The sequence below is a fragment of the Rhodopseudomonas sp. AAP120 genome (assembly GCF_001295845.1).
Lineage (GTDB): Bacteria > Pseudomonadota > Alphaproteobacteria > Rhizobiales > Xanthobacteraceae > Rhodopseudomonas.
This window is the reverse complement of the sequence record NZ_LJIC01000192.1, coordinates 18,536-31,694: the sequence shown is the minus strand read 5'-3', so window position 1 is coordinate 31,694 and position 13,159 is coordinate 18,536. Positions and strand designations below refer to the sequence as shown.

General features: G+C 66.5%; 11 protein-coding genes. 9 read left to right on the top strand and 2 right to left on the bottom strand.

What is annotated here, in order from left to right; translation table 11 throughout:
• The first annotated feature begins 255 nt into the window (after nt 1-255).
• The 4 genes from IP86_RS25665 (at nt 256) to IP86_RS25650 (ending at nt 5,441) form a co-directional block, all read left to right on the top strand.
• Nucleotides 256-1,392 carry a thiolase family protein gene (locus IP86_RS25665; protein ID WP_054165274.1) on the top strand — a complete coding sequence of 379 codons (1,137 nt, stop codon included), beginning with the start codon at nt 256-258 and terminating at the stop codon, nt 1,390-1,392.
• Entirely contained in the window at nt 1,389-1,754 is a 366-nt protein-coding gene (locus IP86_RS25660; RefSeq protein ID WP_054165273.1) for a Zn-ribbon domain-containing OB-fold protein, read from the top strand. Before IP86_RS25665 ends, IP86_RS25660 begins: the two co-directional genes overlap by 4 nt.
• Nucleotides 1,751-3,856: an acetate--CoA ligase family protein gene (locus IP86_RS25655; protein ID WP_054165272.1), complete on the top strand. Its 2,106-nt coding sequence runs from the start codon at nt 1,751-1,753 to the stop codon at nt 3,854-3,856. Before IP86_RS25660 ends, IP86_RS25655 begins: the two co-directional genes overlap by 4 nt.
• 628 nt (nt 3,857-4,484) lie before the next feature.
• The gene (locus IP86_RS25650; protein ID WP_054165271.1) at nt 4,485-5,441 is read left to right on the top strand and encodes an IclR family transcriptional regulator; all 957 of its coding nucleotides are present in this window, start codon (nt 4,485-4,487) and stop codon (nt 5,439-5,441) included.
• Nucleotides 5,442-5,574: 133 nt separating this feature from the next.
• On the opposite strand, the gene IP86_RS25645 is transcribed toward IP86_RS25650, so the two are convergent.
• Nucleotides 5,575-6,858, bottom strand: coding sequence for an MFS transporter (locus IP86_RS25645; RefSeq protein WP_054165270.1), 1,284 nt, complete (start codon nt 6,856-6,858; stop codon nt 5,575-5,577).
• A gap of 114 nt (nt 6,859-6,972) precedes the next feature.
• On the bottom strand, nt 6,973-7,743 hold the full coding sequence (locus IP86_RS25640; protein WP_054165269.1) for an enoyl-CoA hydratase: 771 nt from the start codon (nt 7,741-7,743) through the stop codon (nt 6,973-6,975).
• A 135-nt stretch (nt 7,744-7,878) separates the two neighbouring features.
• Here IP86_RS25640 and IP86_RS25635 point away from each other — a divergent pair, with 135 nt between their 5' ends.
• From IP86_RS25635 to IP86_RS25615, 5 genes are all read left to right on the top strand, one after another.
• Nucleotides 7,879-8,451, top strand: a complete 573-nt coding sequence (locus IP86_RS25635) for a PaaI family thioesterase (RefSeq protein ID WP_054165268.1) — start codon at nt 7,879-7,881, stop codon at nt 8,449-8,451.
• Between the two features lie 105 nt (nt 8,452-8,556).
• On the top strand, nt 8,557-9,255 hold the full coding sequence (locus IP86_RS25630; RefSeq protein ID WP_054165267.1) for a TetR/AcrR family transcriptional regulator: 699 nt from the start codon (nt 8,557-8,559) through the stop codon (nt 9,253-9,255).
• Between the two features lie 164 nt (nt 9,256-9,419).
• Nucleotides 9,420-10,916, top strand: a complete 1,497-nt coding sequence (locus tag IP86_RS25625; RefSeq protein WP_054165266.1) for a CoA-acylating methylmalonate-semialdehyde dehydrogenase — start codon at nt 9,420-9,422, stop codon at nt 10,914-10,916.
• A 12-nt stretch (nt 10,917-10,928) separates the two neighbouring features.
• Nucleotides 10,929-12,074, top strand: coding sequence for an isobutyryl-CoA dehydrogenase (locus tag IP86_RS25620; protein WP_054165265.1), 1,146 nt, complete (start codon nt 10,929-10,931; stop codon nt 12,072-12,074).
• Entirely contained in the window at nt 12,071-13,144 is a 1,074-nt protein-coding gene (locus tag IP86_RS25615; RefSeq protein ID WP_054165264.1) for an enoyl-CoA hydratase/isomerase family protein, read from the top strand. The genes IP86_RS25620 and IP86_RS25615 overlap by 4 nt, the downstream gene beginning before the upstream one ends.
• Nucleotides 13,145-13,159 lie beyond the last annotated feature (15 nt).

Sequence of the window (13,159 nt, the reverse complement as noted above, 5' to 3'; positions counted from 1 at the left end):
CTCAGTGCCCGCGGACCCCCACCCCCGACCCCTCCCCGCAAGGGGGAGGGGAGCGCGCTGTGCTCGGCGCGATGTTCGTCGCCTCTATGAGCATCGTCCTCTCGTTCGTCATTCCGGGGCGCCGCTTAGCGGCGAGCCCGGAATCCATAACCACGGTCTGGGGATATGGATTCCGGGCCCGCGCCAACAGGCGCGTCCCGGAATGACGTTGATAGTTTGTCCGCGCTCGCTGGCACCGAACCGGGAGTTGATCCGATGAGCTACATCACCGGCGTCGGCCTCACGCGCTTCGGCAAGATCGACGACTCCACCACGCTCAGCCTGATGCGGGACGCGGCAGAGCTTGCGCTGGTCGATGCGGGCCTGACGCGTGGCGAAATCGATGGGCTTTTGTGCGGCTACTCGACCACGATGCCGCACATCATGCTGGCCACGGTGTTCGCCGAGCATTTCGGCATCCGGCCGAGTTACTGCCACGCCGTGCAGGTCGGCGGCGCCACCGGCATGGCAATGGCGATGCTGGCGCATCAGCTCGTCGAAAGCGGCGCAGCCAAAAATATACTGGTTGTCGGCGGCGAGAACCGGCTCTCCGGGCAGAGCCGCGACGCCTCGGTGCAGGCGCTGGCACAGGTCGGCCACCCGCTTTACGAAGTGCCGCTCGGGCCGACCATTCCGGCGTATTACGGCCTGGTCGCCTCGCGCTACATGCATGATCACGGCGTGACGGAAGAGGATCTCGCCGAGTTCGCGGTGCTGATGCGGGCGCATGCGGCGACGCATCCGGGCGCGCAGTTTCGCGAGCCGATCAGCGTCGCCGACGTGATGGCATCGAAGATGATCGCATCGCCGCTGAAGCTGCTCGACTGCTGCCCGGTGTCGGACGGCGGCGCCGCCTTGGTGATCAGCCGCGAGCCGACCACCTCGCACCGCATCAAAGTGCGCGGCTGCGGCCAGGCCCACACGCACCAGCATGTCACCGCGATGCCGGCGGAAGGTCCGTCCGGCGCCGAACAATCGATCGCCCGCGCCAAGGCTGCCAGCGGCGTCGCGATCGCCGACGTGAACTACGCGGCCGTGTATGACAGCTTCACCATTACGCTTCTAATGCTGCTGGAAGATCTCGGCCTCGCCGGGCGCGGCGAGGCAGCGGCGCTGGCGCGCAGCGGGCATTTTTCATGCGATGGCGCGATGCCACTCAACACCCATGGCGGGCTGTTGAGCTACGGCCATTGCGGCGTCGGCGGCGCGATGGCGCATCTGGTCGAAACCCACCTGCAGATGACCGGCCGCGCCGGGGATCGCCAGGTCCGCGACGCCTCGCTGGCGCTGCTGCACGGCGATGGCGGTGTGCTGTCGTCGCATGTCAGCATGTTTTTGGAGCGCGAACGATGAGCGAGCCGGCAATGACGGATTGGACCACAGGCGACGAGGCGGTCGTGTATCAGCGCTGCAATGGCTGCGGCGCCGTTCAATATTTCCGCCGCGACTTCTGTGCTGCGTGTGGCAGCAATGATCTGACTCATCTGCGCGCCAGCGGCGAGGGCACGGTGTACGCTGCGACGCTGGTGCACCGCGCCGCCACCGCCGAAGCGCGTGAGCACGTGCCGTTCATGATCGTGCTGATCGACGCCGCCGAAGGTTTCCGCATGATGGCGCACGGCGCTGGCGACCTCGCCATCGGCGACCGGGTGACGGTGCGATTCGCGCGCTTCACCGGCCGCCTCGTTCCGTATTTCGAAAGGACTTCTGCATGAGCCGCCTGCGCGCCGCCCTCGATCCGAAATCCATCGCCGTGATCGGCGCGTCGGACAATCCCAACAAGGTCGGCGGCCGGCCGGTGCATTTCCTCGGCAAGTTCGGCTTCACGGGCAAGATCTATCCGATCAATCCGACGCGGCCCGAGATCCAGGGCCACAGGAGCTACGCGTCGCTCGCCGATCTGCCGGAAGCGCCCGAGATGGTGATCGTCGCGGTCGCCGGCGACAACGCAATCGCCGCGGTCGAGGATTGCGCCGCCGCCGGCGTCAAGGTCGCGGTGGTGATGGCGTCGGGCTTCGGCGAGGTCGATCAGCACGCCGGCAAGGCCAAGGAGCGGCGCATGGTCGAAGCGGCGCACAAGGCCGGGATGCGGATCGTCGGGCCGAACTCGCAAGGCCTTGCGAATTTCGGTACCGGCGCGATCGCGTCGTTCTCGACGATGTTCGTCGACATGGAGCCCGTCGCGCCGAATGCCAGGGGCCATGTCGCGATGCTCAGCCAATCGGGCGCGCTGTCGACCGTACCGGTCGGGTTCCTGCGCCAGAGGGGCATCGCGGTGCGCCACACCCACGCCACCGGCAACGACTCCGACATCACTGTTGGCGAACTCGCCTGCGCCGTTGCGGAGGATCCGGAGGTCAAGCTGATGCTGCTCTATCTCGAGAGCATCCCGGACAAGACCTATCTGGAAGAACTGGCTGCGATCGCGCTCGATCGTGATCTGCCGATCATCGCGCTGAAATCGGGCCGCACCGATGCCGGCAAGGCGGCCGCCCAGTCGCACACCGGCGCGCTCGCCAACGAAGACCGCGTCGTCGACGCGTTCTTCGAACATCACGGCATCTGGCGCGCGCCGGACATGCGCGGCCTGGTCGAGGCGACCGAGCTGTATCTGAAGGGCTGGAAGCCGCAGGGGCGGCGGCTGGTCGCGATCAGCAACTCCGGGGCGGTGTGCGTGCTGACGGCCGATGCCGCCACGCAGGTCGGCATGCCGATGGCCAAGCTCGCGCCCGAGACCGACGCCAAGCTCAAGAGCATCCTGCCGAGCTTTGCGACCACGACCAATCCGATCGATCTCACCGCCGCGCTGCTGTCCAACAGCGCGCTGTTCGGTGACATCCTGCCGGTGATCGCCAAGGATCCGGCCGCCGATGCGTTTCTGATTGGTGTGCCGGTGGCCGGTCCCGGCTACGATGTGCCGGCATTTTCGCGGGACACCGCCGCGTTCGGCCAGCAGACCGGCAAGCCGGTGGTGGTGTCGGCGACGCAGCCCAGCGTCGCACAGGTGTTCGCCGCCAACGGCACGTCGGTGTTTCCGACCGAAGTCGAGGCGGTCAGCGCGCTGCATCAGTTTCTGGCGCATCATGAATTGATGGCCAAGGCGCGCGCGCGTCGTGAAGTGAATCGTCCGAGCGATGTGCTGACTGCTGCGTCGGCCGAAACGCTGATGCTCAACGAGGCCGACAGTCTCAGGCTGCTGTCGTCGCGCGGCGTCGCGGTGGTGTCGCATCGGCTGTGCCTGTCGCGCAGCGAGGCAGTCGCCGCCTTCACGTTGATCGGCGGCCCGGTGGTGGTGAAAGGCTGTTCGGCGGATATCGCGCACAAATCCGAACTCGGCCTCGTGCGCCTCGGCGTCACCTCGGCGGATGCGACCGGTGACATTTATACCGAGATGGAACAGATCATCGCCAAGGCCGGCGCGCGGTTCGACGGCGTGATCGTTGCGGCGATGGCCGGCGGCCGCCGCGAGATGATGATCGGCGCACATCGTGATCCGGTGTTCGGGCCGGTCGTGGTGGTCGGCGACGGCGGCAAGTATGTCGAAGTGTTTCGCGACACCAAGCTGCTGCTGCCGCCATTCGCGGCGGACGAGGTCCGGGCCGCGCTGCAGACGCTGCGGATCGCACCGCTGTTCGCCGGGGTCCGCGGCGAGACGCCGATGGATATTGATGCGCTCGCCGACATGGTGGTGCGTGTCGGCGAGCTGATGCGCGATCCGTCTGCGCGCATCGCCAGTGTGGATCTCAATCCGGTTATGCTGGGCTCCGTGGGGCAGGGCTGTGTGGTGGTCGATGCGGTGGTGTTCCACGACGTGTGAGCCGGGCGGATGATATGCAACGGCGCCAATGATAGCTGCCGCTCGCTTTCGCCGGCGCGAGCACGCCGGCGAATCACGTCGCGCCCAGCAGTCGCGCGTTCGAGGAGAGTGATCGCCTCGAGGCCCCACCGTCTTATTAGAACGGCGGCGAGATAGTTCGATGTTGCGCGGCACGGGTGCGTCCGAAGCCGCCAGGCACGATGCGGCATTACGTCGCCGAACTTATTGCTGCGGAGGTGGTGGCCGCGCTCGCGCGTCTCGAATCGCGGGCGCGCAGCGCTTCAGGTAGCTCGGGTTTCGAGTGTCTTGCGAATTGTAGCTAAGCCGCAATCCAAAACGCAGACTGCGCGATGCTCGGGCCGTCGCTCTCAATCCAGGATAGTAATCCCTGATGGTTCGCGCGCGTCCGGCGTCGCGGCCGGCGGTAATCGGAGAAAATCTTGCGCCGAGTAGCCGCACGCAGGGCAGCAATGCCGACGTGTTGGTGTTGTGGACACCGCGGGTGTGATGTAGCGTTGCCATCAAGTGGAATAATGTTCCGCACAGCGAAATAAGAAATGTGCGCCGTTCGGTGGTGAACGCTTCCGCACGACGCATTGGGCACCAAGAACCAAGCGAGAAGAAGAAAATGGGACGACGCTCGGAGCGACTTTGCAAGCGGGGACAGGGTGATATCGCCGGTGAAGGCGATGTAATTCAGGTAGTGTCGCGCGCGTTCGACGTGCTGCGCTGCTTTGAAGGCGCGGATACGCGGCTCGGTAACCTCGAAATTTCCAATCGCTGCGGGCTGCCGCGTTCCACGGTGTCGCGGCTGACCCACACGCTGACGCGGATGGGGCAGCTCGTGTATCTGCCGCGCGATCAGAAGTATCGAATCGGGCCGAGCGCAGTGGCGATGAGCACCGCGATGATGCGCGGGCTGCAACTCCGCAATCTGATCCGCGCGCGCCTGCAGGAAGTCGCCGATCAGATCCCTGGCACGGTCGGTTTCCTGATCCCGGATCGCTTTCATCTGGTGTACTTCGAATACGCACGCGCGGCGCATACGCTCGGTCTGCATTCCACCACGGGCAGCCGCATCGCGATGTCGCGGAGCGCCGGCGGTCATGCTTACCTCGCGGCGCTCCAGCCGGAAGCCGCCAACGCGTTCCTGACAGAGATCGAGCGCGAAGAGCCGGAGCAGGCTCCTGTGTTGCGCGAGCGTCTCGAGGCCAGCCGCACGATGCTGCGCGAGCGCGGTTATGTGATCTCCTGCGGGGTGTTCAGCCCGCACGTCAACGGCGTCGCGGTGCCGATGTGGTCGCCGCAGTACCAGACCCATGTGGTGGTGAACATCGGCCTGCTGGGCGCGATGTACGACGAGCAACGGATCCACGACGAGGTCGCTCCGGCGCTGCTCCGCCTGAAGGACGTCATCGACGCGCTGGTCCAGAACGCCGAGAGCGGACTGGTCGCCGTCGGCCAGGGCGCCGCCAAGCGGGCGCGTCCGGACGGCAAGAGCCTCCAAGCGACACGTCGCCCGGCGCCTTCGCACAGCCTGACGATGTCGGATACCCGGCGGCGGCAGGGGCAGGCGCCGGCCTGATCTGAGGCGCAACCGCCGCCGGCGCCGGCTGCCGGCCATGCGCCGGGGGCCTCCCGCGTTTGATTGATAACTATGTCTGTCAAGACGATCCCCTGAGCAGCGATGCTGCTCGGGGGATCGTTGCGGGAGGCGACTACGCGCTGGCGGGCCGCGGATGCTTGGCGATCGTCAGTACGATCGCCGCAGCAATGATGCAGAGCACACCGGCCGCGAAGAACGCCGGCAGGTAGCTCAGCAGCACGGTGCGCGACAAGCCGGCGCCGAACGACGCCGTGGCGGCGCCGAGCTGGTGGCCGGCGAAGATCCAGCCGAACACCAGGCCGGCACGCTCGGCGCCGAACTTCTGCGCGGTGAGCCGCACCGTCGGTGGCACGGTGGCGATCCAGTCGAGTCCGTAGAAAACCGCGAACAGCGACAGGCCGTAGAAGGTGAAGTCGCTGTAGGGCAGGAACAGCAGCGAGAGGCCGCGCAGCCCGTAGTACCAGAACAGCAGCCAGCGATTGTCGTAGCGGTCCGACAGCCAGCCCGACAGGATCGTGCCGACGAAATCGAAAATGCCCATCGCGGCGAGCAGGCCCGCGGCCTGCACCTGGGGAATGCCGAAATCGGCGCACAGCGGGATCAGGTGAACCTGGATCAGTCCGTTGGTCGACGCGCCGCAGATGAAGAACGTCGCGAACAGGATCCAGAACACGCGCGTCTTCGCGGCGTCGCGCAGCGCGCCGAGGGCGGCCGCCATGATCGGCGCGGTGGTCGGGGGCGGCGGCGGCAATGGCTCGCTGCCGGCGTCGCCGAACGGTCGCAGCCCGACATCGCTCGGCCGGTCGCGCATCAGCAAGATCACGCCCAGTGCGGCCACGCCGAGGCCCACGCACAGCAGCAGCAGTGCGACGCGCCAGCCGAAGCGCTCGGTGAGTGCCGCCAGCATCGGCAGGAACACGAGCTGCCCCGTCGCGACGCTGGCGGTGAGGATTCCGACGACGAGACCGCGGCGATGGTTGAACCAGCGCGCCGCGACCGTGGCGCCGAGCACCATCGCGGTGAGGCCGGTGCCGATCCCGACCGCCACCCCCCATAGCAGCACGAGCTGCCAGACCTGCGTCATCGCCACCGAGCCGATCAGGCTCAGCGCGATGATCACCTGACCGGCGATGGTCACGTTGCGCAGGCCGTAGCGGTTCATCAGCGCGGCCGCAAACGGTGCCATCAGGCCGAACAGGATGAAGCGGACCGACAAAGCGGACGAGATCTCCGCGGTGGTCCAGCCGAATTCCTGCTGCAGCGGGACGATGAACACGCCCGGCGCGCCGACCGCGCCAGCCGAGACCAGCGCGGTGAGAAAGGTCACGGCGACCATCACCCAGCCGTAGTGGATGTCGCGACGGGAGAGGACAGAGGAAAGCCAAGTCGAGATCATGTGGCGTGTCCTGATGCGGCGAGGGCCGGGCGGCATCGCGCCTGGAGGTATGATGATGATCATATAAAACGCGGCGGGCTTTGCAAGCTGCCGCAACGCAACACGTCGTGAGGATCAGCGTTTGCGGTTGAGAAACTCGCCCATCAGCCGCTGCGGCTCGCCGGTCAGATAGGCGCGTCCGAACTCTCCGACCGAATGCGCGACGGCCTCGCCGAGCGGCATGTCGTGCCAGGCGGCGAGCAGCGCCTTCTGCGACCGCAGCGCCTGCGGCCCGCAGGCCAGCAGCGATTCGACCAGGCTTTCGATCGCCGCATCGAGTTGGTCAGCAACGGCGATCTTGTCGATCAGGCCCCAGGCAAGCGCGGTCGGCGCATCGATGGTGTCGGCGGTCATCAGCAGCCAGCGGGTGCGGCTCCAGCCGATCAGCCGCGGCAGCAGCGCCGCGTGAATCACCGAGGGAATGCCGACGCGCACTTCGGGCATCGCGAACTTCGCATCCTCGGTGGCGACGCGAAAATCGCAGGCTGCGGCGAATTCCAGGCCGCCGCCGAGGCACCAGCCCGGAATGCGGGCGATCACGGGGCAAGGCATGGTGCGGACCGTCTCGCACAGATTGCCGAGGCCGGTGATGAAGCGCTCGGCGGACGCCTGATCGAGCGTCGCCATTTCCTTGATGTCGGCGCCGCCGATCATGCTACGGCCGCTCTCGCCGGCGATGATCAGCACGCGCAATGTTTCGTCGGAGGCAAGTTGTTCCAGCCCCTCGCGTACCGCATCGATCACGGTGCTGTTCAGAATGTTGAGCGGGCCCGCATTGCAGATCGTCAGCGTCGCGACGCCGCGGGAGTCGCGGTCGAGGCCGCAATGGGAGTTCAGCATCTGCATGGATTGCTCGCGAACAGGGGCGGGACGTGCGGCATCTTGGCCGGCAATCGGGCCGGGCTGTCAAGCGTGATGCCTCGGCCCTTGTCGCAGCGGCGCGATTTGTAGTATGATGATCATCATTACAAGAGATGCGCGATGACCCTGCTGGACGAGCCTGGATCCTTGGAATTGTTCGCGCCCTCGCGGCGGCGCAGCCGCACCGTCGATTGGCAGGAGCCTGGGCCGGTCGCGCGGGCGAGCATGACGATGCCCGGCATCGAAGCGATGGCCGCCATTCGCGACGGGCGTCTGCCGCCGCCGCCGCTGGCGCGGCTGATTGGCTTCAAGATGGCCGAAGTGCATCCCGGTCGTATCGTGATGCAGCTCGACCCCGAGCAGAGCCTAGAGAATACGGTCGGCTTGCTGCACGGCGCGGTGGCTGCGGCCCTGCTCGACACTGCGATGGGATGTGCAATTTCGACCGAGCTGCCGGCCGGAAGAGGGGCCGTCACGATGGATCTGAAGTTGACCTATCTTCGACCCCTCTCGGTACGTTCAGGCACCATTCAGGCGGAAGGGCGGGTGGTGAAGCTCGGCCGGCAGTCGAGCTATGCCGAGGGCTTCGTATATGACGGCGCCGGCAAGCTTGCGGTGCACGCGACCGCGACCTTCGCGATGATCGGTGGCGAGGGGCCGTCGCAAGACGGGGCGCCTCCGCAAGACTCCTGAGGGCGCTCGAAACTTGCAGCGTAGCGCGGCGTTCGATGTCATAATATGATCCCGGACATATCTCAGTCCGGGCATCTATCATTCGAGACACGGCACGGAGCGCAGATGCGCTATTCCAAGGAACATAAACTCGAAACCCACGCCCGCATCGTGCAAAAGGCGTCGGTGCGGCTGCGGGAGAAGGGCGCGCACGGCGTCGGCGTGGCCGATCTGATGAAAGAGGCCGGCCTCACCCATGGCGGCTTCTATGCGCATTTCGCCTCGCGCGAGCAGTTGCTGATCGAAGCCTTCGCCTATGCGATGGATCGTTCGACCGAGCGCTGGCGCAAGCTGGCGGCCGATACGCCGCGCGAGCAGCGGCTGGCGCTGATCGTCGAGAATTACCTGTCGGCGACGCACCGCGACGATCCCGGACGCGGTTGCGCCGTGCCGGCGCTCGGCGCCGAGATCGCTCGTGAGAGCTCGAAGACCCGCAAGGTGTTCGCCGCCAAGCTCGACGAGATGATCGACGCGATCGCGTCCGAATACGTCGACGCTTCTCCCAAAGCCGCGCGAAAGCAGGCGATGGCGACGCTCGCCACCATGATGGGCACGCTGCTGCTGGCCCGGATCGCCGGCACAGGAGAGCTTTCGGACACGATTCTGCAGGCGGGGCGCGAGGCGGTGCTCGGCCGCGCGGAAGCGACGAAGGCTCCGGCGAAACCGGCCGGAACAGGTCGGGGAGTTGGAAAATCCGCTGACAGGTCCGCAGCCAAAGCCGCGGGCGCGACGAAATCGAAGTCCAAGCTCGCCGCACAGGACTGACGCTCGACACGCTCCACTTGCGGTCGCGCCGCCCGCAACGGTGGCGTTATGCCGCTTGCCGCGGCGTCCGCATTTTGGCGGGGCTCGTCCGCGCGCAGGCTCTTCCCAAAGCCCAAAAAAGGCTGTTCAAGGGGGACAGAAAACACCCCTTCGAGGAGGAATGAATGCGCACGATCGGGCACTTCATCGGCGGCAAGGACGTCGAGGGCAAGTCGGGACGGTTCGCCGACGTGTTCGAGCCGATGACCGGCGAGGTCAAGGCCAAGGTCGCGCTGGCCACCAAAGCCGAGATGCGCGCCGCCGTCGAGAACGCCAAGGCCGCGCAGCCGGAGTGGGGCGCCACCAATCCGCAGCGCCGCGCCCGTGTGCTGATGAAGTTCCTCGAACTGGTGCAGCGCGACTACGACAAGCTCGCCGAGCTGCTGGCGCGTGAGCACGGCAAGACCATTCCGGACGCCAAGGGCGACATCCAGCGCGGCCTCGAGGTCGCCGAATTCGCCTGCGGCATTCCGCATCTGATGAAGGGGGAATACACCGAGGGCGCCGGCCCCGGCATCGACATCTATTCGATGCGGCAACCCTTGGGAGTCGTCGCCGGCATCACGCCGTTCAACTTCCCGGCGATGATCCCGATGTGGAAGTTCGCCCCGGCGATCGCCTGCGGCAACGCGTTCATCCTGAAGCCGTCGGAGCGCGATCCGGGCGTGCCGATGGCGCTGGCGGCGCTGATGCTCGAGGCCGGCCTGCCGCCCGGCATCCTCAACGTCGTCAACGGCGACAAGGAAGCCGTCGACGCCATCCTCGACGATCCGGACATTAAGGCCGTCGGCTTCGTCGGCTCGTCGCCGATCGCGCAGTACATCTATGAGCGCGCGGCGCAGACCGGCAAGCGCGCGCAGTGCTTCGGCGGCGCCAAGAACCACGCCATCATCATGCCCGACGCCGACATGGACCAGACCGTCGACGCGCTGATCGGCGCCGGCTACGGCTCGGCCGGCGAGCGCTGCATGGCGATCTCGGTCGCCGTGCCGGTCGGCAAGGCCACCGCCGACAAGCTGATGGAAAAGCTGATCCCGCGCGTCGAGTCGCTGAAGATCGGCCCCTCGACCGATCCGACCGCCGACTACGGCCCGCTGGTGACCAAGGAAGCGCTGGAGCGCGTCAAGAACTACGTTGAGATCGGCGTTCAGGAAGGCGCGACGCTCGCGGTCGACGGCCGCGGCTTCAAGATGCAGGGCTACGAGAATGGCTTCTATCTCGGCGGCTGCCTGTTCGACAACGTCACCAAGGACATGCGGATCTACAAGGAAGAGATCTTCGGCCCGGTGCTGAGCGTGGTCCGCGCCCACGACTACGCCGAAGCGCTGGCGCTGCCGTCGGACCACGACTACGGCAACGGCGTCGCGATCTTCACCCGCGACGGCGACGCCGCGCGTGACTTCGCCGCCAAGGTCAATGTCGGCATGGTCGGCGTCAACGTGCCGATCCCGGTGCCGATCGCCTACTACACCTTCGGGGGCTGGAAGAAGTCGGGCTTCGGTGACCTCAATCAGCATGGTCCGGACTCGGTGCGGTTCTACACCAAGACCAAGACCGTCACCTCGCGCTGGCCCTCGGGCGTGAAGGAAGGCGCGGAGTTTTCGATCCCGCTGATGAAGTAAGCGTCGGCTGCCATGCAGTTCGACCTCAACGAAGACCAGCGCGCCATCCGTGAGATGGCGCGCGACTTCGCGGCCGAGAAAATCGCGCCGCATGCGCTGCAATGGGATGAAGACAAGCACCTGCCGCTGGACGTGATCCGGGAGGCGGCGGCGCTCGGCATCGGCGGCATCTACATCCGCGACGACGTCGGCGGCAGCGCGATGACGCGGTTCGATGCGGCGTTGATCTTCGAGGCGCTCGCGACCGGCTGCCCGGCGGTGTCCGCCTTCATCTCCATCCACAACATGGCGGCGTGGATGATCGACAGCTACGGCTCCGATGAGCAGCGGCAGCAATGGCTGCCGAAGCTGTGCAGCATGGAGCACGTCGCGAGCTATTGCCTGACCGAGCCCGGCTCCGGTTCGGATGCGGCAGCGCTGCGGACCCGCGCGGTGCGCGACGGTGATCACTACGTGCTGAACGGGCAGAAGCAGTTCATCTCCGGCGCCGGCGCCAATGATCTTTACGTCGTGATGGTGCGGACCGGTGGCGATGGCCCCGGCGGCATCTCGACGCTGGTCGTGGACAAAGACACGCCCGGCCTCAGCTTCGGCGCCAACGAGCGCAAGATGGGTTGGAATGCGCAGCCGACTCGCGCGGTGATTTTCGAAAACGCGCGCGTGCCGGTCGCCAACCGGCTCGGCGACGAAGGCATCGGATTCAAGATTGCGATGGCCGGGCTTGACGGCGGCCGCCTCAACATTGCCGCATGCTCGCTCGGCGGCGCCCAGGCCGCGCTCGACCGCGCGCTCGACTACACCAAGGAGCGCAAGGCGTTCGGCAAGCGGCTCGACGAATTCCAGGCGCTGCAGTTCAAGCTCGCCGACATGGCGACCGAGCTCGAAGCCGCACGCACCTTTCTGTGGCGCGCGGCCGCGGCACTCGACCGAAAGGATCCCGACGCCACCAAGCTGTGCGCGATGGCGAAAAGGTTCGGCACCGACACCGGCTTCGACGTCGCCAACGCCGCGCTGCAGCTGCATGGCGGCTACGGCTATCTGGCGGAATACGGCGTCGAGAAGCTGGTGCGCGATCTGCGGGTGCACCAGATCCTCGAGGGGACCAACGAGATCATGCGGCTGATCGTAGCGCGCAAGCTGATCGAGGGCGCACGATGAACGCAGCCACGAGCGAACCCGACCTGATCGTCCGGCGCGAGGGCGCTGCCGGCGTCATCCGCCTGAACCGTCCCAAAGCCATCAATGCGCTGACGCTGGAGATGACGCGCGAATTCGATCGCGCGCTGATCGCCTTCGCGGCCGATCCGCAGATCGCGCTCATCCTGGTGGAAGGGGCGGGCGAACGGGGCCTGTGCGCTGGCGGCGATATCGTCGGCCTGTATCACAGCGCGCGCGAGGGCGGCGACCTCGGCAAGGTGTTCTGGCGCGAAGAATACATCATGAATGCGCGCATCGCGGCTTATCCGAAGCCCTATGTGGCGTTCATGGACGGGCTGGTGATGGGCGGCGGCGTCGGCATTGCCGGTCATGGCAGCCATCGCATCGTCACCGAGAAGACCAAGATCGCGATGCCGGAAGTCGGGATCGGTTTCTTCCCCGATGTCGGCGGCACATGGCTGCTGACACGCGCGCCCGGCGAGATCGGCACGTATTTCGGCCTGACCGGCGAGATCATGAACGGCGCCGATGCGATCCACGCCAAGTTTGCCGACAACTTCGTGCCCAGCGTGGTGTGGCCCGATCTGCGCGAAGCACTGACCGCGGCCCCCGCGGGAGCCACCGCTGCGCAGGTGCGCGAGATCATCGCGCGCTTCAGCCTCGCGCCCGATCCGGGCCCGGCGCAACAGTATCAGGCCGAGATCGATGCGGCGTTCGGCAAGGACAGCATCGACGAGATCGTCGCAGCGCTGGAGCAGGACGGCTCCGAGTTTGCACAGGCGGCCCTGAAGACGCTGCGCATCAAGTCGCCGACCAGCCTGAAGGTGACGCTGAAGCTGCTGCGGATGGCGCGCCGTGCGGCGTCGCTGCAGGAGTGTCTGGTGCACGAGTATCGTGCCGCGCTCGAAGTGTTCGCCAGCTACGATTTCGTCGAGGGCGTGCGCGCCGCGGTGATCGACAAGGATCGCCAGCCGAAATGGCGGCCCGCGACGATCGGGGAGGTGACGCCCGACATCGTGGCGCGCTACTTTGTCGATCGCGGCGCTGACGAACTGAAATTTCCGGGCTGAAGAAACCGGGATCAT